Genomic DNA, 20902 nt, shown 5'->3' with positions numbered 1-20902 from the left:
CGCTTTGCGGCATGCCGAGCTCCTATCAATACGGCGGGTTCACCACGATGTATTGCGAACCCTGCGGCTGATACCAGGTAGCGCCGCACTGCTGGTAGATCATGCCGCCATAGTTCACGGCCGAGCAGCCCGAAGGCACCGTGCGCACGATCGAACCGACCACCGCAGAGGTGACCGCCACCGTGGCCGTGACTGCAGCCGCCGTGGCGACCGGGTGGTAGTCGTTGTCCCAGCCGCAGCAACCGCCTCTGTCCACGTTGACGTTGACATTGCGGTTGCTGTTGATGTTCGTGTTGCGGTTGACGTTGGCGCTGCGGTTCGACACGTTGTTGACGCTGTTCGAGCGCACATCCCTCGTCCGGGAGTCGGCCCTCGCGTTGTTGACCTGCGGCCGGCCGCCGCCTGCGCGTGCACCGCCTGCGTGGCCTCCGCCCGCATGTGCACCGCCGCCGCCGCCGCGCGCAGGACGCGCATCCGCTTCAGGCGACCAGAGTGCGGAGGCAGTCACCATGGCGAGCGCGCCGCCGATCAGGGAAAGGGTATGGAGTCGAGTCTTCATGGCATGCACCTCACTTCTTGACCGGGACCATCTCGATGGCCTTGGCGCTGCTGCTGGGGACGTAGGTGAACCGCGAGTCGGGGAACGACGGCCGCATGGTCCAGCTGAAATGCGTGACCGATTGTGGTCGGGCATCGTCGGTCAGGTCGGTGATGACGAGCTTCAGCGGCAACGGGTTGGGACCGGTGGAGATCCAGATCTGCCAGTCGATGCCAGGTTGACGGAAAGCGTATTGGTCGCACACGACGCCGTCGATGAGCGACTGTCCGGCGTTCATGGCCGAGGTCAGGTTGTCCAGCGGCGCGGCGGGCGTGCCGAGCAGGAACAGGTCGGACGCAGGAAACTCGACGCCGTAGTTGGCCTTGAGGCGGTCGATGAGTTCGGCCACCGTGCCCGTGTAGTCGACGCTCGAGTAGTAGTTGGCGTCCGGGAACTGCAGCGTGACCTTCTTGCCGTTGTAGTAGAGGTTGCGGCGCGACGTGGCCGTGGCGGTCTGCACGGCGACGCGGTTCGGGCGTGCCACCTGCATGTCGGCCTCGGCCGAGTGCATGAGCTTCTGGCCATCGGACAGAACGCGTTCACCGGTCAGGTCCACCGTCACGGCGAAGCGCTGCAGCGTCTGCAGATAGCTGCTCATGCTCTTGACCGCCTGGACGGCTGCGGGGTCGACCGCATTCGCGCTGGCGGTGGCGGCCTGAGGCGCGACAACCGCACCCGTCGATGTCATGCTGCCCGCCATGTTCGACGACGAGGCGCCGGTGGCCGAGGGGGGCGAGCTGGCGCAGGCACTGAGCAAGACGGCCAGGCAGATCGCATTGAGCCTGAAAAGCGGCATAAAGCATTCCTCCATAAACAAGTCGGGGCACGAATGTCTCGTGTTTCAAACGCGGGCCGACCATAACCGAGCGGTTTGCAAGTGTCCAGCGACCGACGCAACTTATGATGCAAGGTCACTGTCCGCAGTCTGCGGACCGTTCCTATGGAAGCTCCACTCGTTCAGATCAGCGGCCCCGGTGGCGGGCCGTATCGACTGGGTCAGCCCATGCTCATGTTCGCGGGCCAGGTGTTCCTGGGGCGCGTCGACCCTGTGGTGGTGAGCAATGGCGGCGCGGACGTGCATTTCGAAACCTTCGCGCCCACGTCGGTCGTGCAGGATGAGCCGCGCAACGTCGGCGCCTTGCTGCTGTACGAGGCTTGTGCGCACATCGCACACTTCCATCCGCGTGTGCAGATGATCAGCTTCGACTTGTCGCGGCCTATTCCATCCGAGGGCGACCCGGCCATGCAGGCTTCGGCACGCGTGGCGGTGGTGGAGCGCATCGGCACCACCGACATCCAGGTCAAGGCTGCGCAGTCGGGGAAGATCGTGGTGTCAGGTGCGTGGATCTACAACGAATCGAATTTGCGCGCGTTGGAGCAGGCCCTGGAAGAACATCGCGCCATGTTCCGCGAAGTGGCGATCGGTCGGGGAAGGCGTTGGCCGCGTTGGCTGAGGCGCTTGCTGCGACGGCGTTGAAGGGCTGACTCCGGCGCCCTCCGTACAATTCGCGGCTTCATCCGAAACTGTCAAGGAAACACCATGGGCAACAAGATCGTCACCGAAGCAGACCGCAAAGCCACCAAGCCGCCGAAGCCACTGGAAGGCTACCCCGCGGTCCGCCACGGAACGGGCCAGCGCCGCAGCCTGGAGCGCGGCCCGGCAACGCGCAGCAAGAAGAACGTCGGCAAGCGAGCACACCAGGGCTGACGTAGGACGCGTAGGACAACCCCCGCATCACCTGACCCCCTCAACCTGCAAGCCTGCCGAACAGCGGCGGCTACGGTAGCGGCTTCTTCGCTGCTCAACCAGGAACCGGGATCAGGTCATGCAACTCGCCGTCGCGTCTTCATCGCTCCACGCTTGCCACGAAGCCGACGGCGGCGAGTCTTCATCAGGCCCCAACAAGACCCACCTTCACTCCAGTGCCGAGCTGAGGCAATTGGCCGCTCGCTGGCGCGCCGAGCCGATGGGCGATGACGCCGAACGCGCCGAACGCGTGGCACGTACGTTGGAGTGGGTTGCGCAGCAGCGCGATCAGCGTCGGCTGCTGCAGGCGCGCAGCTGGTGCAGCCGCTTCGCGTCCTGGCTGCGCCGCTGAATGCGGCCCCGCATGCGACGCTAGAGCATCCATTCGATCGGCAGCAGGCCGAGCAGCCGCACACAGGCGCGCTGCCACCAATGGGTCAAGGGCTCCGTTTCCAGGATCTGCTCGGGTTGCCGGGCGGTGTCGACCCACCGCAATGCCTGTGTCTGCGGATCGAGCCGGACCTCCCAGGCGCTCTGCGGGGCGGCGGTATCGAACACCTTGGCCATCGTGGCTGCCAGCTGAGGGCTTTGAATCACCAGGCCCAGCTCGGTGTTCAGCCTCGCCGAGCGTGGATCGAAGTTGAACGACCCCACGAAGACCCGCTCCCCGTCGACGCCAAAGGTCTTGGCATGCAGGCTGGAGCCGGAACTGCCGAGCGATGTGTCCTTGGACGACGACGCGCCGGATCGGTCCTGCGCGTCGGGCTTGAGCTCGAGCAGCGTCACGCCCCCTTGCACGAGCTGCTCGCGATGGCGCGCGTAGCCCGAATGCACGGCAAGGACGTCGGTGGCTGCCATCGAATTGGTCAAGATGCGCACGCGCACGCCGCGCTGCGCCAACCCCACGAAGTATTCCGCGCCCTGGCGCGTCGGCACGAAGTACGGCGACACGAGGTCGAGGTTGCGCTGCGGTTCGCCGATGGCCTCGCCCATGTGGTGCAGCAACAGTTGCTCGGGCGCGGCCTCGCCCAGGCCCTTGGCCGGGTTGTCGACCAGCACACGTGCGTTCGCCCACACGAAGGGCACATCGGCTTTCGAGTCGTGCTGAAAGTACGGCAACGCCCGCACGGCCTGCTTGTAGCTGGCGGCGTGTTCGGACCGGTCGATGCGCGCGGCGCGGTCCTCGATGGCCTGCAACGCCTGCGCCGACGGCATGCTCACCAGCGACGACAACGGATAGGCCGACGCGCTGGACCAGTAGGCATCGAAGGCGGCCGAGACTTCGTCGACCGACGAGCCGACCGCGAGCACGTCGAGGTCGGCGAACAGCACGCCGTCGGTGGCGCCGAAGTACTCGTCGCCCACGTTGCGCCCACCGACGATGGTGGCAACGTTGTCGGCGGTGAAGCTCTTGTTGTGCATGCGCCGGTTGGCGCGCTGGAAGTCGGTGACGAAGCCCAGCGGCTTGAATGACCGGAACGCGAAGGGGTTGAACAGGCGCACGTCCACCTGCGGATGCGCGTCGAGCGCGGCCAGCGCATCGTCCATGCCGGCGATGCCGTTGTCGTCCAGCAGAAGGCGCACGCGTACGCCGCGATCGGCGGCCTGGCGCAGTTCGTCCAGCAGCAGATGACCGGTGGTGTCGTCGCGCCAGATGTAGTACTGCACATCCAGCGTTCGCTCGGCCTGGCGTGCGAGCAGCACGCGGGCGGCAAAGGCCTCGCGTGCGTCGCGCAGTGCATGGATGCCCGTCTGTTGCGGGTGCTGCGCCGCGACGGCGCCGATCTCACGTCCGAGCGACGTGGTGCGGGCTTCGACCTGCGGCAGCGCCTGCGATGAAGGGCGCCCGTCCAGTGGCGGCAGGGCGCATCCGGACAAGAGCGCGAGGTTGGCGCCAAGCAGCGCGACGGCCATCCACCTCAAGGCGCATGACCAAAGGCCTGGGCGGGTCGAAGGATGGGCGAACTGGCGACGAGCGATCGGGCACATGGTGGTGTGCCATTGTGGCGTCAGTGTTCCTTGTCGGGGCTGCGGCGCCGCGGCGGAATCCAGATGGCCAAGGCCGCGGCCGCAGCCAGCGCCAGCAAGCCGGTGCTGGCGATGCCCGCCGCCAGCGACAGGCTCGCCGCCAGGAAGGAGAGCAGCGCCGGCCCGCAGGAGGCGCCGATGTCCGACAGCAGACGCCACACGCCCAGGAAATGGGCGCGCCCATGGCGGGGCGAGTGGTCGGCGCCCAGCGTCATGATCAGTCCGGAGCCGATGCCATTGCCGAAGCCGACGGCCAGCGCGGCGATCAGCAGGCTGACGAAGCCGGTGGTCAGCGGCATCGCCAGCATCGCCAGGCCCATGATCAGCATCGAAGGCACGGCAACCCATGCGCGACCCTTGCGGTCCATCACCTTGCCGGCGGGATAGAACACCAGCATGTCGATGCCGCCCGCCAGGCCATAGATGAGCGACGCAACGGCCGGCGCCAGCATCAGGTGGTCTGCCCACAGCGGAATGACCGCCTGGCGCGATGCGCGCACGGCGCTCACGAGCAGCACTCCGATGCCCAGCGTGAGGAACAGGCGCCGGTGGTCCTGCAGCGTGGATCGCAGCGTGACCGCCGTGGGCGCCGCCTGGCCCGGTGGCAGTTGCAGCGGCGGAAGGTCGGGCATGCTCGCCCCCAGCGCCGCCGCGCCCAGAACCGCCACGATGCCGATGACATAGGCTGCCTGCAAGCCGAAGGCATGCACGGCCGCCGCCGAAAGGAACGGCCCGGCAAACATGCCGATGCGCATCACGCCGCCGAGCGTGGAGAGCGCGCGAGCCCGGTACATGATGGGCACGGCCTCGGTCATGTAGCTTTGCCGCGCGAGGTTGTAGACCGCCTGCGACATGCCCACCATGACGCAGCCGGCGGCGAACAGGCCCAGGTGCGACGTCATCACGGCCAAGGCCATGCCGATGGCGCTCCACACGCCGGCCGCGACGATGGCCCAGCGTTCGCCCCAGCGCATGGTGATGAGCGAGGCGGGAATGTTGTTGAGCAGCGAGCCCAGGCTGATGAGGCCGACGATCAGAGCCGCCATCGACACCGAGGCGCCCAGATCGCGCGCGGTCAGCGGAATGATGGGCAGGATGGCGCCTTCGCCCAGCCCGAAGAGCAGAGACGGCCCGAAGGCGGGAACGGCGATCTTGCGAAGCGAGAACTCGGGGGAAGCGGCGGGCGCCGACGGGGCGGGGTGGGACGACATGAAAATGAGCAGGGGCTGCAGCGGTGGCGCGCCGGTCGCGGAGAGTTGCGCGGATCGGCCAGCGCCGATTGTCTCGCCGCCGGGCGATGCGTGCAGGCCGGGCCCGATGCGCCCGAGTGAATTGCTCGCCCGGCTTGCTTCAGGCGGGCGAAGGTGGGCTGGCCGGGTCGCCGGTGGCCTGGTCGGCCGATGCGTCTTGCTGGGCGCCTCGTTCGCCTTCTTGCACCTTCTCGTGCAGCACCGCGTTGACTTCCGCGCCGTAGATCAGGGTGCTCGCGCTCAGGTAGAGAAAGACCAGCGTCGCCACCACGCCGGCAAAGCTGCCATAGAACAGCGCCAGGTTGCCGGCCGAACGCAGCGTGTACGACAGCGTGGCCGCCAATGCGACCCACATCGCCGCGCCGACCAGTGCGCCGGGCAGGACGGTGCGCACGCGCTGGCGGATGTCGGGCAGCCAGGCATAGAGCAGGGCGTAGAGCACGGTGAGCACCAGGAAGGCAGAGCCATATCGGACGCTGTTGCGCGCCCAGATGACGTCCTGCCCGACGCCGACCTGCGTCTCCAGCAGTTTCCACACGTACGGCATGATGATCACCGAGCTGAAGGTGACGATCACCGCGCCGCCGACGACCACGGTGAACAGCGTCACCTTGAGCCGCGCCTTCCAGAACGACAACCCGCGCTGAATGCCATAGGAGCGGTTGAGCGCCGTTCGTACCGACTGCATGCCCGAAGACGCGGTCCACAGCGTCGCGACGAAGCCGATGGCCAGGAGCGCCTGGTTGCGCTGTGCCATCACCTGTTCGATCACCGGGCGCATCGCGTCGGAGACCAGCTGCGGCGCGTAGCTCAGCACGCGCGAGACCAATGCCGCCGCGTCGCCGGGCTCGCCGATGTAGGCCGCGCCGGCAGACAGCAGGATCAGCAGCGGAAACATGGCCAGTACCGACGAGAACGCCATGCTGCCGGCCTGGTTGGCGCTCTGATGAAGGATGTAGTTGCGGATGGCCCGCGCGATGACGTTGATGCCGGGCGTGGCCATTACCAGATGGCGCAGACGCTTGAAGGCGTGGGCCAGGCGTTCCTTGATGCGACTCAGGGGCAAATCTTCCCTCTCACTTGTCCTGGGCAAGACGAGATCGTCGCCGACGCCAGGCGCGTCGCGTGTAGGAAGGAGTCGCCTCAATCCAGCTGGCCGCTGGCCAGCGCCGCTGCTGCCGCACGGGTCTCCACGCCCAGCTTCTCGAAGATGTGCTCCAGATGCTTGTTCACGGTCCTCGGGCTCATGCCCAGGATCTCGGCAATGTCGCGGTTGGTCTTGCCCTTGGCGAGCCACGAAAGAACCTCGGTCTCGCGCGGCGTCAGGGCCGCTTCGGCCAGCCGGCCCGCGCCAGCGCCGCGCTCCTGGGCCAGCAGCAGCATGGTCTCGCCCAGCGTGGCGCTGCCGAGGTTTCGCACCGACAGTCGCGTGCCGGTGCTGGTGGTGGCGCGAAGCGCAGCCCCGGCCTTCAGCGCCGGCGTGAGCGCACGCGGCAGGTGGCCCGCGTGCTCCACGGGTCCGAGCAGCGGCAGCCACTGCGCGGCCTGTGGCGATCGCCACGCGATGCGGCCATGCGCATCGACGAACACGGTGCCCATGCCCGCCACGTCCACCGCATCGCGGGCCATTCGCGTGATGCGGGCGTTGCGCGTGTGGGTGTGCAGGCGGGCCAGCACTTCCTGCACGCGAATCGGCTTGACGACATAGTCCACGCCGCCGCTGGCAAAGCCTTCGACCACGTCCGGCGTTTCCGACAGGCCGGTCATGAACAGCACCGGGATGTGCGCATGCGCGGGGTTGGCCTTGATGCGCCGGCAGGTGTCGAAGCCCGACAGCCCCGGCATCATGCCGTCGAGCAGGATGGCGTCAGGCGCGACGAAGTCCAGGCGTTCGAGCGCCGATTCGCCGTCCGCGGCCACCAGCACGGTGTAGCCAGCGCCTTCGAGCGCATCGCACAGCAAGCCCAGGCTGCTGGGCGCATCGTCCACCACCAGCACCACAGGGCGCTCGGCGGGGTCGTCGTCGAGGACGATGGGATCTTCAGGCATTGAGCGTGTGGTCTGCATGTGGTTGGGCCAGCGCGGCGCGCAGCTTGTCGAATTCGAATCGCGCGACCATGCCGCGCAGGTGGCTGCAGGCCGCAGCCAAAGAGGGGTGGGCCTGGGCCAAGCGGTCCAGCGACTGCTGCAGGCCTCGCACATGGCCCAACTGCACCAGCCGCAGTAACTCGGCGCGCGCTTCGTCGGGCAAGTGCATTGCCGCAGGGGCGGGGTCGGCGATCTGCGCAGTGCCTACGCCATGAGCCGGCGGGTGCGACAACCATTCCAGCCCCAGGTGGCGTTCGAGCACGGCGATCAGCTCGGATTCGATCACCGGCTTGCCGATGAAGGCCTGGCATCCGGCGGCCTGCAGGCGCTCGGCCTGGTTCTCGAAGACGTTGGCCGAGACGATGAGGATCGGCACTTCGGTGTAGCCGGCCTGGCGCACGCGGGAGGCGGCGTCCCAGCCGTCCATCTCGTCCATGCTGATGTCCATGAGGATGGCCGACGGCAGGTTCTCGCGCAGGCTGTCCAGGCATTCGGTGCCACTGGCGGCTTCGCGCACGTCGAAACCCAGGGGCATCAGCATGCCCGCGAGCATCTGCCGCTGCACCGGTTGATCGTCCACCACCAGCAGCGTGCGCCTTGGGCCGAAGTAACCCGAGATGGGCCGCCGGGCCTCCACCTGCGGCCCGGGGTCCGCCACCTTGCGCAGATAGATGCGAACGCTGAAGGTGCTGCCCTTGGACGAACTGTCGGCCAGGGTCAGCTCGCCGCCCATCAGCGATGTGAGCAGCCCGGTGATGGTCAGGCCCAGCCCGGTGCCCGGCACGCCAGCGCGGCGGCCGGCGGCGCCGCGCTCGAAGGGCAGGAAGATGCGCTGCCGGTCCTGCGGCGCCACGCCGATGCCGGTGTCGATCACGTCGAAGCGAAGCACCTCGCGCCGCGCGTCCACCAGCAGCGTGACGGTGCCGCTTTCGGTGAATCGCACCGCGTTGGCCAGCAGGTTGATGAGAATCTGGCGCAGCCGCTTGGCATCGGCCAGCACCCAGGGCGGCAGTTCGCCGGCCACGGTGTAGACGAAGGCCAGGCCCTTGTCTTCGGCTTGCGGCCGAACCATGTGCACGATCTCGTCGAGGAACTGCGGCAGCGACAGCGGCGCGGGCTCGAGCTGAAGCCGACCGGCTTCGATGCGCGCCAGGTCGAGCAGGCCGTCGATCAAGCCCAGCATGTGTTCGCCGCTCTTGTGGATGGTCGACAGCGCCTCGCGCGGCGGCGGCGTCGGCGCGCCGCCCTTGAGCAGGATCTGCGAATAGCCCAGGATGCTGTTGAGCGGGGTTCGAAGCTCGTGCGTCATGCCGGCCACGTAGCGCGTCTTGGCCTGGTTTGCGGCCTCGGCGGCTTCCTTGGCGGCCTGTAACGCGGCATCGGTGCGCTGGTGCGCCTCGATCTCTTCGGACAGCAGGTGGTTGTGCCGGTTGGATTCTTCCTGCGCCATGTGCCGGCTCTCGCTGGCCAGCACGACCCACCACGCGCCCACCACCGCCACCAGGGACAGCAGCGCGAACACCTTCAGGAAGGGCGAGCGCAGCAGTTCGGTGCCGGTGCCGGTGATGCCCTCCTGCGCGTAGACGATGCCCATGATGCCCGCGACCAGGGCCACCAGCGAACTGGCCACCACGAGGTAGTGCGCCACGCGGAAGTTCAGCCGCGTGGCGATGCGGCCGGGCAGCCACGCGCGCAACCAGCCGCTGATCTGCTCGGCCGCGCGCGAGTCCTTCTTGCATCGATCGTGGCAGCGCGATTCGAGCGTGCAACACAGCGAGCAGATCGGCTCGCCGTAGGCGGGGCACCAGGCCATGTCCTCTGACTCGAAGCGGTTCTCGCAGACCGAACAGCGCACGACCTGGCCGGGCGTCCAGCGCCTGACGTCGGTGCGCGCCAGGTAGTAGCGCCCGCGCGTGTGGCGCGCCAGCAGCGGCGAGGCGATCATGGCCACGGTCAGCGCGATGAACGACGAAAAGGCCTGCGCCCATTCGCCCAGCAGGCCCGCGTAGGCCACGATCGCCACCCCCGCCGCCACCACCATCGACACCAGCCCCACGGGATTGAGGTCGTACAGGTGGGCGCGCTTGAACTCGATGGTCTTGGGGCTGTAGCCCAGCGGCTTGTTGATGACCAGGTCGGCCACCAGCGCGCCCACCCAGGCGATGGCGATGTTGCTGTACAGGCCCAGCACCCGCTCCAGTGCGCCGAAAACGCCCAGCGTCATCAGCAGCACGGCGATCATCACGTTGAACACCAGCCACACCACCCGCCCCGGGTGGCTGTGCGTCAGGCGCGCAAAGAAGTTGGACCACGCCAGCGAACCGGCATAGGCATTGGTCAGGTTGATCTTCATCTGCGAGACCACGACGAACAGCGCGGTGATGGCCATCACCCAGACCGGGTCGGTCAGCACGTAGGCAAAGCCGGCCAGGTACATGCGCGTGGGCTCGACCGCATGCTCCGGCGGGATCTCGTGCTGGAGGGCCAGGAACGCGAGAAACGCGCCGCCCATCATCTTGAGCATGCCCGGCACGATCCAGCCGGGCCCGGCAACGAGCACGGCGGTCCACCAGCGGAAGCGGCTCTCGCGGGTCTTCTCGGGCAGGAAGCGCAGGTAGTCGACCTGCTCGCCGATCTGCACCACCAGCGAGAAAGCCACCGTGGCGCCCGCGCCGAACATGAGCGGATCGAAGCCGCTGCTGCCCGACACGCGTCCCACCAGGCTGGTGAAGTCGGCATACAGCCGGGGGTTCTTGGCCAGCACCGCCAGGAATGGCAGGAAGAACAGCACGATCCAGATGGGCTGCGTCCACAACTGCAGGCCCGAGATCATGGTGATGCCGCGCATCACCAGCGGAATGATGACGAGCGACGAAAGCAGGTAGAGCACCGGCAGCGGCCAGTCCACGTACATCTGCACTGCCAGCGCGAGGATGGCCGCCTCCAGCGCGAAGAAGATGAACGTGAAGCTCGCGTAGATGAGCGACGTGATGGTCGAGCCCAGGTAGCCGAAGCCGGCGCCGCGCGTGAGCAGGTCCATGTCGACGCCGTGGCGTGCGGCGTAGTACGAGATCGGCAGGCCCGTGAGGAAGGTGATGAGGCCCACCACCAGGATCGCCCACATCGCGTTGGTGAAACCGTACGACAGCGCCAGCGACCCGCCGATGGCCTCCAGCGCCAGGAACGACGTGGCGCCGAATGCCGCGTTGGCCACCCGGAACTCCGACCACTTGCGAAAGCTGCGCGGCGTGTAGCGCAGGGCGTAGTCCTCCAGCGTCTCGTTGGCGACCCAGGTGTTGTAGTCGCGCCGGATGCGGAAGATTTTCTGGCCGGGCAGTGAGGAAGACATGGCGTGTGCGAACAGCGTCGAGGCCGGGAGCGGCAGGGTGCCCTGGTACTGCAAGAACCGCTCCTTGTGCCGGCGCGGCGCCGCTAGCTCTCGATACGGCGCAGTCTGACGCGACGACGGCGCGCAACGCTACGTTGAATGACGTATTCGACCTACGCAGCGGCGTTCCTAGAGTTGCGGCCATGGTGCTTCGCGGCACCGACGACCGCACTGCGATGGTGCAGCGCGCCCTTTCGTTGAACTGCCTGGAGTCATTTGATGCCTCGTTCCCTCGATCCCGCCGAACAACTCGACCTGCGTCGCCGCCGACTGCTGCAAGGCGCGGCAGCCCTTCCGGCCATGGGCCTGGGCGGTCTGGCGCTGGCCCAGACGCCGCCGACCGCGCAGGTCAACACCACCAAGCTGGCCGTGACCGACACCGAAGTGACGGTGGGCCAGTTGCACTCTTCCAGCGGCACCATGGCGATCTCGGAAACGGGCTCGATCCAGGCCGAGCAACTGGCCATCGACCAGATCAACGCGATGGGCGGCATCCTGGGCCGCAAGATCAAGGTGATCAAGGAAGACGGCGCCTCTGACTGGCCGACCTTCGCCGAGAAGAGCAAGAAGCTGCTCGTCAACGACAAGGTGGCTGCCGTGTTCGGCTGCTGGACCAGTGCATCGCGCAAGGCCGTGCTGCCGGTGTTCGAGAAGGAAAACGGCCTGCTGTACTACCCCACCTTCTACGAAGGCCTGGAGCAGAGCAAGAACGTGATCTACACCGGGCAGGAAGCCACGCAGCAGATCATCTGGGGCCTGGACTGGGGCGCCAAGGAGAAGAAGGCCAAGACCTTCTTCCTCGTCGGCTCCGACTACATCTGGCCGCGCACCTCGATGAAGATCGCGCGCAAGCACATCGAGACGGTGGGCAAGCTCGGCTCGGTCAAGGGCGAGGAGTACTACCCGCTCGGCCACACCAACTTCAACTCGCTGATCAACAAGATCAAGATCGCCAAGCCCGACTGCATCTTCGCGGCCGTGGTGGGTGGCTCGAACGTGGCCTTCTACAAGCAGCTCAAGGCGGCGGGCATCACCGGCGACAAGCAGTTCCTGCTGACCCTGTCGGTGACCGAGGACGAGATGACCGGCGTGGGCGGCGAGAACTTCGCGGGCTTCTATTCGTCGATGAAGTACTTCCAGACGCTGGACAACCCGAACAACAAGAAGTTCGTGGAGGCCTTCAAGGCCAAGTACGGCAAGGACGCGGTGATCGGCGACGTGACGCAGGCCGGCTACCTCGGCCCCTGGCTGTGGAAGGCCGCCGTGGAGCGCGCCGGCAGCTTCGACGTGGACAAGGTGGTGGCGGCATCGCCCGGCATCGAACTGAAGACTGCCCCCGAAGGCTACGTGAAGCTGGACGCCAACCACCACCTGTGGAGCAAGTCGCGCATTGCGCAAGGGCAGCCCGACGGCACCTTCAAGGTGGTGGCGGAGTCGCCGGAGCTGATCAAGCCGGATCCGTTTCCCAAGGGTTACCAGTAAACCACCCCCGACTCTCGCTCACTTCGTGTAGCTCGCATCCCCCCTCGAGGGGGCAACACCTGCGGTCTGGCAAAGCCAGTTCCGCGGTGTTCCCGAAGGGGCTTCGCTTCGCTCGCCGCGAGGCAGCCCCGACGTCGCCATGTTGATTCACTTCGCTATTCGGGTACGCCATGACTTTTTCGGACATGCTCAACATCGGGTTGATGCAGGGCTTTGCGGGGCTGTCGCTGTTCGCAGTGCTGCTGCTGATGGGGCTGGGGCTGGCGATCATCTTCGGGCAGATGGGGGTGATCAACATGGCGCATGGCGAGTTCATGGCCATCGGCGCCTACACCATCTACATGTCGGCGCAGTTCACCGAGCACATGGCGCCGGGTGCGATGGCCTACTACTTTCCCATCGCGATCGTGCTGGCATTCGGGGTGGCCTTCATCTTCGGCTGGATCATGGAATGGGCGCTGATCCGCCACCTCTACAGCCGACCGCTCGACACGCTGCTGGCCACCTGGGGCGTGAGCCTGGGGCTGCAGCAGTGCTTTCGCACCTTCATCAATCCCAAGGAAGTGAGCCCGACGCTGCCGGAATGGCTGATGGGCTCATGGGCGCCGGCCGAGGGGCTGGACATTCCGATCAACGGGTTGTTCGTGCTTTCGCTCACCGCCATCGTCACGGCCGGCGTGCTGCTGGCGCTGCACAGAAGCCGCTGGGGCCTGCGGGTGCGCGCCACGGTGGCCAACCGCACGATGGCCAACGCCACCGGCATCGACACCAAGAAGACCGACCGGCTCACCTTCGCCATCGGCTGCGGCATTGCGGGTGTGGCGGGGGCCGCCTTCACCACCATCGGCTCCACCGGCCCGACCTCGGGGCAGCTCTACATCGTCGACTCGTTCCTGGTCGTCACCTTCGGTGGCGCGGCCAGCCTGCTGGGCACCGTGGTCTCTGCCTTCGGCATTGCCCAGACGCAGTCGATCTCTGAATTCTTCATGACCGGTTCGATGGCCAAGGTGCTGACGCTGTCGCTGATCGTGCTGATTCTGATGTTGCGGCCGCAAGGCCTGTTCGCCTCCAAGGTCCGCCGCTGATTTCTCGCATCGGGAGTAGATATCCATGAACGCCATCAAGGCCCTCGTGCTTCGCTATCAACTGGGCAGCCTGCTGCTGCTGACCTTGCTTCTCGCGGTGGTGCTGCCGCTGTCGCTCGACATCTTCCGCCTCAACCTGGTGGGCAAGTACCTGTGCTACGCCTTCGTGGCCGTGGGGCTTGTGATGGTGTGGGGCTACGGCGGCGTGCTCAGCCTGGGGCAGGGCGTGTTCTTCGGGCTGGGCGGCTACGCGATGGCGATGTTCCTCAAGCTGGAAGCCTCCGACCCCGTGAGCACCAAGATCCAGTCCACGCCCGGCATTCCGGACTTCATGGACTGGAACCAGATCACCGAGCTGCCGCTGATGTGGCTGCCGTTCAAGAGCCTGCCGCTGGCGCTGATCCTGGTGGTGGCGGTGCCCATGCTGCTGGCCTGGCTCATCAGCTTCGCCATGTTCAAGCGGCGGGTGGGCGGCGTGTACTTCGCCATCATCACGCAGGCGGTTGCGCTGATTCTGACCGTGCTGATCATCGGCCAGCAGGGCTACACCGGCGGCGTCAACGGCATGACCGACCTGAAGACGCTGCTGGGCTGGGACACGCGCACCGACAGCGCCAAGTACATCCTCTACTTCGTCTGCGTGGCGCTGCTCATCGGCTCGATCGTGCTGTGCCGCTGGATCCAGACCAGCAAGCTCGGCACCTTGCTGCTGGCCATGCGCGACAAGGAAGACCGCGTGCGCTTCTCGGGCTACGACGTGTCGAACTTCAAGGTGTTCACCTTCTGCCTGGCAGCCGGGCTGTCGGGCATCGGCGGGGCGCTGTTCGCCTTGCAGGTGGGCTTCATGTCGCCCAGCTTCGTGGGCATCGTGCCATCGATCGAGATGGTGATCTTCGCCGCCGTGGGCGGGCGAATGAGCCTGGTCGGCGCGGTCTACGGCACGCTGTTGGTCAACGCGGGCAAGACGCTGTTCTCGGAAAGCTTTCCGGACCTGTGGCTGTTCCTCATGGCCGCGCTCTTCATCGGCGTGACGATGGCCTTCCCGATGGGCCTGGCGGGCCTGTGGGAAGAAAAGATCAAGCCCTGGTGGCGCCAGCGCGGCGTGACGCGCAAGACCGAGGCGGCGCGCGTGGCCGCTGCGCACGCGGCCTACCCGGAGCCGCTGCCGCCGCGTACCGCCGGCAAGCCGACATCGGCCGAACCGGGCTCACAGCATGGCGGCCTGCATGACGGCATGCGCGGCCAGAGCGCCTGAATCACGCAACGCAGCAGAAAGCCCACCGCATGAGCAACACCGACTTCGCATTGGCCGTGGAAGACCTGACCGTCTCCTTCGACGGCTTCAAGGCCATCGACCAGCTGACCCTGTACATCGACCGCAATGAACTGCGCGTGATCATCGGACCCAACGGCGCCGGCAAGACCACGCTGCTCGATCTGATCTGCGGCAAGACCAAGGCCAGCGCCGGCTCCATCAAGTTCAAGAACACCGAGCTGACGGGCATGGCCGAGCACAAGCGCGTGCGCCTGGGCATCGGCCGCAAGTTCCAGACGCCATCGATCTACGAGAACCTCTCGGTGTTCCAGAACCTCGAGGTGTCGTACCCCTCGGGCCGCTCGGTGCTCGGCGCCTTGGCCTTCAAGTGCACCGACGAAGTCAAGGCGCGCGTGCAGGTGGTGGCCGAGGACATCGGCCTGGCCGACAAGCTGCAGACCGAAGCCGGCCTGCTCAGCCACGGCCAGAAGCAGTGGCTGGAGATCGGCATGCTGCTGATGCAGGAGCCCGAACTGCTGATGCTCGACGAGCCCATCGCCGGCATGAGCGCCAAGGAGCGAGAGCTGACCGCCGAGCTGCTCAAGCGCATCTGCCAGAACCGCGCGGTGATCGTGATCGAGCACGACATGGATTTCGTCAAGCAGATCGCGCACAAGGTCACCGTGATGCACCAGGGAAAGATCCTGGCCGAAGGGCCGATGGAGAAGGTGCAGGCCGATCCGAAAGTCATCGACGTCTACCTGGGGCATTGAACATGAGCAACGTGCGTTTGAAAGTCCAGGACCTGTTCGTGGCCTACGGCCAGAGCCAGGCGCTGCATGGCGTTTCGTTCGAGGCCAACGCCAACGAGACGGTGGCCATCATGGGCCGCAACGGCATGGGCAAGACCACGCTGTTCAAGGCGCTGATGGGCGTGCTGCCCACCAAGAGCGGCCGCATCGAGGTCGCCGGTCAGGACGTGACGAAGGACGAGAGCTTTCGCCGCGTGGCCAAGGGCATTGCCTACGTGCCGCAGGGCCGCATGATCTTCCCCACGCTCACGGTGGAAGAGAACATCCAGACCGGCCTGGAGAACAGCAAGACGCGGCGCATTCCCGAAGAGATCTACGCGCTGTTCCCCGTGCTGTTCGACATGCGCCGGCGCAAGGGCGGCAACCTGTCGGGCGGGCAGCAGCAGCAACTGGCCATTGCCCGCGCGCTCGTGACCGAACCCAAGGTGCTGCTGCTGGACGAGCCCACCGAGGGCATCCAGCCGTCGATCATCAAGGACATCGCCAAGGCGCTCAACGAGATCCGCAAGATGAAGGGCATCACCATCATCGTCTCGGAGCAGGTGCTTTCCTTCGCGATGGAGGTGGCCGACCGGTTGTTCGTGATCGAGGGCGGCCGCCTGGTGCACGAGACCGCGCGCGACAAGACCGACGAGGCGCACATCAAGGCCTACCTGTCGGTATGACCCTCTGGAATCTGGCGCTGCGCGCCCGCCGCGAAGCGCTGCCTTCTTCTCGCTAGTTTCCAACCCGAACCGGAGAACGTGAACATGCCCGATACCCTGATCAAGGTCGATCTGACGAAGCCTGCGCCCACCAACGAGATGGTGCACAACCGCTGGCATCCCGACATCCCGATGGCCTGCTGGGTGAACCCGGGCGACGACTTCGTGCTGGAGACCTACGACTGGACCGGCGGCTTCATCAAGAACAACGACAGCGCCGACGACGTTCGCGACATCGACCTGACGACGGTGCACTACCTCTCGGGCCCGGTGGGCGTGAAGGGCGCCGAGCCCGGTGACCTGCTGGTGGTGGACCTGCTGGACATCGGCGCCAAGGACGATTCTCTGTGGGGCTTCAATGGCTTCTTCAGCAAGAAGAACGGCGGCGGCTTCCTGACGGAGCACTTCCCGCAGGCGCAGAAGTCGATCTGGGACTTCCATGGCATGTTCACCACCTCGCGCCATATTCCCGGCGTGAAGTACGCCGGCCTGATCCACCCCGGCCTGATCGGCTGCCTGCCCGATCCGAAGATGCTGGAGACCTGGAACACTCGCGAGCAGGCGCTGATCGACTCCGACCCCGCCACCAGCGGCCTGGCCAACCCGCCCTTCGCCGGCACGGCCCACATGGGCAAGCTCACGGGTGACGCCAAGGCCAAGGCGGCCGCCACCGGCGCGCGCACCGTGCCCCCGCGCGAGCACGGCGGCAACTGCGACATCAAGGATCTGTCGCGCGGCTCCAAGATCTTCTTCCCGGTCTATGTGGATGGCGCGGGCCTGTCGGTGGGCGACCTGCACTTCAGCCAGGGCGACGGCGAGATCACCTTCTGCGGCGCCATCGAAATGGCCGGCTGGGTCCACATGAAGGTGAGCCTGATCAAGGGCGGCATGGCCAAGTACGGCATCAAGAACCCGATCTTCAAGCCCAGCCCGATCGTGCCGACCTACAACGACTACGTGATCTTCGAAGGCATCAGCGTCGACGAGAGCGGCAAGCAGTACTACCTGGACGTGAACGTGGCCTATCGCCAGGCTTGCCTGAACGCCATCGAGTACCTGAAGAAGTTCGGCTACTCGGGCGCGCAGGCCTATTCGATCCTGGGCACGGCGCCGGTGCAGGGCCACATCAGCGGCGTGGTGGACGTGCCCAACGCCTGCGCCACGCTGTGGCTGCCCACGCAGATCTTCGACTTCGACATCAACCCCACTGCCGCCGGCCCGACCAAGTTCCTGGACGGCAGCATCGACATGCCGCTGTCGCCCGATCTGGTCTGAGCGAAGAAAGCCGCGCATGCCGACCTACGACTATGAATGCCGCGACTGCGGCGGCTTCGATGCGATTCGCGCCCTGCGCGATCGCAACGAGCCGGCGCCTTGCCCGCACTGCGCCGCAGCCTCGCCGCGCGTGTTCGCCAGCGCGCCCCGACTGGGGTTGCTGGAGGAAAGCACGCGTCGCGCGATGGACGTGAACGAGCGGGCAAGCCACGAGCCCAAGACCTCGCGCGACTATCAGCGCTTCAAGCATCCGGCCGGCTGCGGGTGCTGCAGCAACTCGTCACGCACGCGCAAGGCGACGGTGACGGCACCCAACGGCGCCAAGGCGTTTCCGAGCAAGCGGCCCTGGATGATCAGCCACTAGGGAGCGCGGCGCAGCAAGTCGGGCACTGGGCGACCCGGTCGAACGCCAGCTACCCTCGCTCAAAGGCCTTGCGGCCCTTGGCTTGCGCGCCTCTCAACTCCTTGGCGGTCAACACATAGTCCGGGTTGTCGGTCAGCCGCTGGACGGCCAGGTCGATGAACGCCCGCACCCGCCTGGGTTGTTCGGCGCGACTGCCGTAGTAGACGAAGGTGCTGGACTGGTCGGCCACGTGATCGACCAGCAAAGGCACCAGTCGCCCCGACCGAATGTGCGGCGCCGCCGCCACGCTGGTCAGCAGGCCCAGCACGTGGCCCGCCAGCACGGCCTCGGTCTCCAGCACTTCGTCGTTGAAGCACAGCGCGGGCACGACCTCATGCTGGACGATGCTGTCTTCCACCTTGACGTACCAGGGAAGAACCTTACCGGTCGCTGAACTGCGAAACACACTGCAGCGGTGCACGGCAAGCGCATGGAGGCTGTCCGGCGCGCCATGCGCCGCAAGGTACGCGGGCGCCGCGCAGATGATGAGCTGAAGCGGAAACAGCTTGCGCGCGATGACCCCCTCCGCCGGCGATCGGCCGATGCGAAATCCGACGTCGACGCGGTCTTCGACCCAGTTGCCGATGCGGTCGTCCAGTTGCACGTCCGGCTGCACCTCCGGGTAGAGGCGACAGAACTCGTCGAGTACCGGCCACAGCACCGGCGCAAAGACAGAGTGCGGCCCGACGATGCGCAGTGGTCCTGCGATCTCGTCTTTCGACTGCCGCGCCATGAGCAGCGCCCGCTGCATGCCGATCAGCGCGGGCTGCGCGCCTTCGAGGAATTGGCGCCCCTCGTCAGTGAGCGACAGGCTGCGCGTCGTGCGGTGGAAGAGCCGCACGCCCAGGTAGCGCTCAAGCTGCGCCAGGGCCTGGCTGGCCGCTTGTGGCGTCATGCCTTGGGCAGCGGCAGCCTGGCGCAGGCTGCCCAGTTCGGCGGCCTTGGCAAACGTCGCGATCGAACGCAGTTCATTGATGGGCATCGGCGCATCCTAGCGGCCCCATTATCAACAGCACCTTGTCAGTCCTTCAAGTCCGCGTGGTCTAGTCGGACCGCAAGCGCGGTCCTAAAGTCCTGCCCAGGGTTGGCGAAGCGGCCGATCCTCCAGCTGCGCCGGCAATCCGTGTGCAGCGCGCCCTGAGCGACCACTCAATACGCCGCCCTCGATGAAACGGACCCCCGCATGACCCACCCCGACGAGTTCACGATCTCCCGCCGCGGCCTGCTGAAGGCGGGTGCCGCCACTGCTTCGGTGCCCGCCCTGACGGGTGCCGCAGCCGCCCCGTCCGCCCAGACCAATCCCGTGCGCGCCACCGGCGAACCCGCGCCCATGCCGGTCACGCTCGACGTCAACGGCAAGACGCACCGGCTCGTGCTCGATGCACGCACGACGTTGCTCGACGCCTTGCGCGAGCACCTGCATCTCACGGGGACCAAGAAGGGCTGCGACCACGGCCAGTGCGGCGCATGCACGGTCATGGTCGAAGGGCGGCGCATCAATTCGTGCCTGACGCTGGCGGTGATGCACGAAGGCGCGAAGGTCACGACCATCGAGGGCCTCGGGCAACCCGGCCATCTGCATCCCATGCAGGCGGCATTCGTCAAGCACGACGGCTACCAGTGTGGCTACTGCACGCCCGGGCAGATCTGCTCTGCCGTGGGCATGCTGGCCGAAGTGGCCGAGGGCGTTCCCAGCCACGTCACGGTCGACCTGAACGGCGCTCCCGAGATGAGCACCATCGAGTTCCGCGAACGGATGAGCGGCAACATCTGCCGCTGCGGGGCCTACAGCAACATCGCTGACGCCATCGCCGAAGTCGCGGGGGAGAAAGCATGAAGGCCTTCACTTACGAACGCGCGGCCTCGCCGGCGCAAGCGGTCAGTGCGGCGTCCCGCTCGCCCAATGCGCGCTTCATTGCTGGCGGCACCAACCTGCTGGACCTGATGAAGCTGGAGATCGAGGCGCCCACGCACCTCATCGACGTCAATGGCCTGGGCTTCGACACTGTCGAGGCCACGCCGGATGGCGGCCTGCGCATCGGCGCACTGGTGCGCAATACGGACCTGGCGGCGCACGAGCGCGTGCGGCGCGACTACGGCGTGCTGTCGCGTGCCTTGCTCGCCGGCGCCTCGGCGCAACTGCGCAACAAGGCGACCACGGCCGGCAACCTGCTGCAGCGCACGCGCTGCCCGTACTTCTACGACACCGCCCAGGCGTGCAACAAGCGCAAGCCGGGCAGCGGCTGCGCGGCCATCGGCGGCGTCAGCCGCCAACTCGCCGTGGTGGGCACGAGCAGCGCCTGCATCGCATCGCACCCCAGCGACATGGCGGTGGCATTGCGAGTGCTCGACGCCAAGGTCGAAACCCTGCGCGGCGGCGGCGCCCGGCGCGTGATCCCCATTGCGGACTTCCACAAGCTGCCGGGCCAGACGCCGGATGTGGAGAACGCGTTGCTGCCGGGCGAACTGATCACCGCCGTCACGCTGCCGGCACCGGTGGGCGGCAAGCACGTCTATCGCAAGGTGCGCGACCGGGCGTCGTACGCCTTCGCACTCGTGTCGGTGGCGGCCATCGTGCAGCCGGGCGGCACCGGCCGCGTGGCGCTCGGCGGCGTTGCGCCCAAGCCGTGGCGGCTCGAGTCCGCCGAAGCGCGGCTGCCACGCGGTGCCAGCGCCGTGATCACCGCGCTCTTCGCGGGCGCCCGGCCCACCGAGCACAACGAATTCAAGCTGGCTCTGGCCGAGCGCACGCTTGAGGCCGTACTGGCCGAAGCAAGGAGCTGAACG

Annotated in this window: 20 protein-coding genes; 12 read left to right on the top strand and 8 right to left on the bottom strand. The window is 66.7% G+C overall.

Annotation, left to right across the window (positions count from 1 at the left end):
* Nucleotides 1–25: 25 nt before the first annotated feature.
* Together QTH91_RS15520 and QTH91_RS15515 are read right to left on the bottom strand one after the other, a co-directional pair.
* The gene (locus tag QTH91_RS15520) at nt 26–559 is read right to left on the bottom strand and encodes a hypothetical protein (RefSeq protein WP_286661001.1); all 534 of its coding nucleotides are present in this window, start codon (nt 557–559) and stop codon (nt 26–28) included.
* A 10-nt stretch (nt 560–569) separates the two neighbouring features.
* Nucleotides 570–1394 carry a DUF2092 domain-containing protein gene (locus tag QTH91_RS15515; RefSeq protein ID WP_286661000.1) on the bottom strand — a complete coding sequence of 275 codons (825 nt, stop codon included), beginning with the start codon at nt 1392–1394 and terminating at the stop codon, nt 570–572.
* 144 nt (nt 1395–1538) lie between these two features.
* Here QTH91_RS15515 and QTH91_RS15510 point away from each other — a divergent pair, with 144 nt between their 5' ends.
* The 3 genes from QTH91_RS15510 (at nt 1539) to QTH91_RS15500 (ending at nt 2697) form a co-directional block, all read left to right on the top strand.
* Nucleotides 1539–2075: a hypothetical protein gene (locus tag QTH91_RS15510; protein WP_286660999.1), complete on the top strand. Its 537-nt coding sequence runs from the start codon at nt 1539–1541 to the stop codon at nt 2073–2075.
* Between the two features lie 63 nt (nt 2076–2138).
* Nucleotides 2139–2306, top strand: a complete 168-nt coding sequence (locus tag QTH91_RS15505) for a hypothetical protein (RefSeq protein WP_286660998.1) — start codon at nt 2139–2141, stop codon at nt 2304–2306.
* 118 nt (nt 2307–2424) lie between these two features.
* Nucleotides 2425–2697, top strand: coding sequence for a hypothetical protein (locus QTH91_RS15500; protein WP_286660997.1), 273 nt, complete (start codon nt 2425–2427; stop codon nt 2695–2697).
* A gap of 20 nt (nt 2698–2717) precedes the next feature.
* On the opposite strand, the gene QTH91_RS15495 is transcribed toward QTH91_RS15500, so the two are convergent.
* The 5 genes from QTH91_RS15495 to QTH91_RS15475 all read right to left on the bottom strand — a co-directional run bounded on the left by QTH91_RS15495 (nt 2718) and on the right by QTH91_RS15475 (nt 11060).
* Nucleotides 2718–4259, bottom strand: a complete 1542-nt coding sequence (locus QTH91_RS15495) for a phospholipase D family protein (RefSeq protein ID WP_286660996.1) — start codon at nt 4257–4259, stop codon at nt 2718–2720.
* Nucleotides 4260–4354: 95 nt separating this feature from the next.
* Nucleotides 4355–5584 (bottom strand): MFS transporter, encoded by a 1230-nt coding sequence (locus QTH91_RS15490; protein ID WP_286660995.1) that lies wholly within the window; start codon nt 5582–5584, stop codon nt 4355–4357.
* Between the two features lie 139 nt (nt 5585–5723).
* Nucleotides 5724–6689, bottom strand: coding sequence for a YihY/virulence factor BrkB family protein (locus QTH91_RS15485; protein WP_286660994.1), 966 nt, complete (start codon nt 6687–6689; stop codon nt 5724–5726).
* A gap of 77 nt (nt 6690–6766) precedes the next feature.
* On the bottom strand, nt 6767–7672 hold the full coding sequence (locus QTH91_RS15480; RefSeq protein ID WP_286660993.1) for a response regulator transcription factor: 906 nt from the start codon (nt 7670–7672) through the stop codon (nt 6767–6769).
* Nucleotides 7665–11060, bottom strand: a complete 3396-nt coding sequence (locus QTH91_RS15475; RefSeq protein WP_286660992.1) for a hybrid sensor histidine kinase/response regulator — start codon at nt 11058–11060, stop codon at nt 7665–7667. Before QTH91_RS15475 ends, QTH91_RS15480 begins: the two co-directional genes overlap by 8 nt.
* 258 nt (nt 11061–11318) lie before the next feature.
* On the opposite strand from QTH91_RS15475, the gene urtA reads away from it, so the two are divergent.
* The 7 genes from urtA (at nt 11319) to QTH91_RS15440 (ending at nt 18076) form a co-directional block, all read left to right on the top strand.
* Entirely contained in the window at nt 11319–12581 is a 1263-nt protein-coding gene (gene urtA / locus QTH91_RS15470) for an urea ABC transporter substrate-binding protein (RefSeq protein ID WP_286660991.1), read from the top strand.
* A 170-nt stretch (nt 12582–12751) separates the two neighbouring features.
* Complete coding sequence (urtB, locus tag QTH91_RS15465; protein WP_286660990.1) at nt 12752–13666, top strand: urea ABC transporter permease subunit UrtB; 915 nt, start codon at nt 12752–12754, stop codon at nt 13664–13666.
* Between the two features lie 25 nt (nt 13667–13691).
* Nucleotides 13692–14921 (top strand): urea ABC transporter permease subunit UrtC, encoded by a 1230-nt coding sequence (urtC, locus tag QTH91_RS15460; RefSeq protein ID WP_286660989.1) that lies wholly within the window; start codon nt 13692–13694, stop codon nt 14919–14921.
* A gap of 29 nt (nt 14922–14950) precedes the next feature.
* Entirely contained in the window at nt 14951–15694 is a 744-nt protein-coding gene (gene urtD / locus QTH91_RS15455; protein ID WP_286660988.1) for an urea ABC transporter ATP-binding protein UrtD, read from the top strand.
* A gap of 2 nt (nt 15695–15696) precedes the next feature.
* The gene (urtE, locus tag QTH91_RS15450; protein ID WP_286660987.1) at nt 15697–16398 is read left to right on the top strand and encodes an urea ABC transporter ATP-binding subunit UrtE; all 702 of its coding nucleotides are present in this window, start codon (nt 15697–15699) and stop codon (nt 16396–16398) included.
* Between the two features lie 84 nt (nt 16399–16482).
* The gene (gene fmdA, locus QTH91_RS15445; RefSeq protein WP_286660986.1) at nt 16483–17712 is read left to right on the top strand and encodes a formamidase; all 1230 of its coding nucleotides are present in this window, start codon (nt 16483–16485) and stop codon (nt 17710–17712) included.
* Between the two features lie 16 nt (nt 17713–17728).
* The gene (locus QTH91_RS15440; RefSeq protein WP_286660985.1) at nt 17729–18076 is read left to right on the top strand and encodes an FmdB family zinc ribbon protein; all 348 of its coding nucleotides are present in this window, start codon (nt 17729–17731) and stop codon (nt 18074–18076) included.
* A gap of 49 nt (nt 18077–18125) precedes the next feature.
* Here the strand turns inward: QTH91_RS15440 and QTH91_RS15435 are convergent, their stop codons facing one another.
* Nucleotides 18126–19097: a LysR family transcriptional regulator gene (locus tag QTH91_RS15435; RefSeq protein WP_286660984.1), complete on the bottom strand. Its 972-nt coding sequence runs from the start codon at nt 19095–19097 to the stop codon at nt 18126–18128.
* 201 nt (nt 19098–19298) lie between these two features.
* Here QTH91_RS15435 and paoA point away from each other — a divergent pair, with 201 nt between their 5' ends.
* Both paoA and QTH91_RS15425 read left to right on the top strand, forming a co-directional pair.
* The gene (gene paoA, locus QTH91_RS15430; RefSeq protein WP_286660983.1) at nt 19299–19952 is read left to right on the top strand and encodes an aldehyde dehydrogenase iron-sulfur subunit PaoA; all 654 of its coding nucleotides are present in this window, start codon (nt 19299–19301) and stop codon (nt 19950–19952) included.
* Nucleotides 19949–20899: an FAD binding domain-containing protein gene (locus QTH91_RS15425; protein ID WP_286660982.1), complete on the top strand. Its 951-nt coding sequence runs from the start codon at nt 19949–19951 to the stop codon at nt 20897–20899. The genes paoA and QTH91_RS15425 overlap by 4 nt, the downstream gene beginning before the upstream one ends.
* The last annotated feature ends 3 nt before the right edge of the window (nt 20900–20902 follow it).

Origin of the sequence: Variovorax dokdonensis, from assembly GCF_030316895.1 — a bacterium.
Lineage (GTDB): Bacteria > Pseudomonadota > Gammaproteobacteria > Burkholderiales > Burkholderiaceae_C > Variovorax > Variovorax dokdonensis.
The sequence above is the reverse complement of the archived record's forward strand: the minus strand, read 5'-3'. Positions and strand labels throughout refer to the sequence as shown.

Excerpts from the sequence above, each read along its gene's own strand:
- QTH91_RS15520 (WP_286661001.1), bottom strand. The coding sequence starts at position 559 with ATGAAGACTCGACTCCATACCCTTTCCCTGATCGGCGGCGCGCTCGCC.
- QTH91_RS15475 (WP_286660992.1), bottom strand. The coding sequence starts at position 11,060 with ATGTCTTCCTCACTGCCCGGCCAGAAAATCTTCCGCATCCGGCGCGAC.
- urtE (WP_286660987.1), top strand. The coding sequence starts at position 15,697 with ATGAGCAACGTGCGTTTGAAAGTCCAGGACCTGTTCGTGGCCTACGGC.
- urtB (WP_286660990.1), top strand. The coding sequence starts at position 12,752 with ATGACTTTTTCGGACATGCTCAACATCGGGTTGATGCAGGGCTTTGCG.
- paoA (WP_286660983.1), top strand. The coding sequence starts at position 19,299 with ATGACCCACCCCGACGAGTTCACGATCTCCCGCCGCGGCCTGCTGAAG.
- fmdA (WP_286660986.1), top strand. The coding sequence starts at position 16,483 with ATGCCCGATACCCTGATCAAGGTCGATCTGACGAAGCCTGCGCCCACC.
- QTH91_RS15435 (WP_286660984.1), bottom strand. The coding sequence starts at position 19,097 with ATGCCCATCAATGAACTGCGTTCGATCGCGACGTTTGCCAAGGCCGCC.
- QTH91_RS15425 (WP_286660982.1), top strand. The coding sequence starts at position 19,949 with ATGAAGGCCTTCACTTACGAACGCGCGGCCTCGCCGGCGCAAGCGGTC.
- urtA (WP_286660991.1), top strand. The coding sequence starts at position 11,319 with ATGCCTCGTTCCCTCGATCCCGCCGAACAACTCGACCTGCGTCGCCGC.
- QTH91_RS15505 (WP_286660998.1), top strand. The coding sequence starts at position 2,139 with ATGGGCAACAAGATCGTCACCGAAGCAGACCGCAAAGCCACCAAGCCG.
- QTH91_RS15440 (WP_286660985.1), top strand. The coding sequence starts at position 17,729 with ATGCCGACCTACGACTATGAATGCCGCGACTGCGGCGGCTTCGATGCG.
- urtD (WP_286660988.1), top strand. The coding sequence starts at position 14,951 with ATGAGCAACACCGACTTCGCATTGGCCGTGGAAGACCTGACCGTCTCC.
- QTH91_RS15495 (WP_286660996.1), bottom strand. The coding sequence starts at position 4,259 with ATGGCCGTCGCGCTGCTTGGCGCCAACCTCGCGCTCTTGTCCGGATGC.
- urtC (WP_286660989.1), top strand. The coding sequence starts at position 13,692 with ATGAACGCCATCAAGGCCCTCGTGCTTCGCTATCAACTGGGCAGCCTG.
- QTH91_RS15500 (WP_286660997.1), top strand. The coding sequence starts at position 2,425 with ATGCAACTCGCCGTCGCGTCTTCATCGCTCCACGCTTGCCACGAAGCC.
- QTH91_RS15510 (WP_286660999.1), top strand. The coding sequence starts at position 1,539 with ATGGAAGCTCCACTCGTTCAGATCAGCGGCCCCGGTGGCGGGCCGTAT.
- QTH91_RS15490 (WP_286660995.1), bottom strand. The coding sequence starts at position 5,584 with ATGTCGTCCCACCCCGCCCCGTCGGCGCCCGCCGCTTCCCCCGAGTTC.
- QTH91_RS15515 (WP_286661000.1), bottom strand. The coding sequence starts at position 1,394 with ATGCCGCTTTTCAGGCTCAATGCGATCTGCCTGGCCGTCTTGCTCAGT.
- QTH91_RS15480 (WP_286660993.1), bottom strand. The coding sequence starts at position 7,672 with ATGCCTGAAGATCCCATCGTCCTCGACGACGACCCCGCCGAGCGCCCT.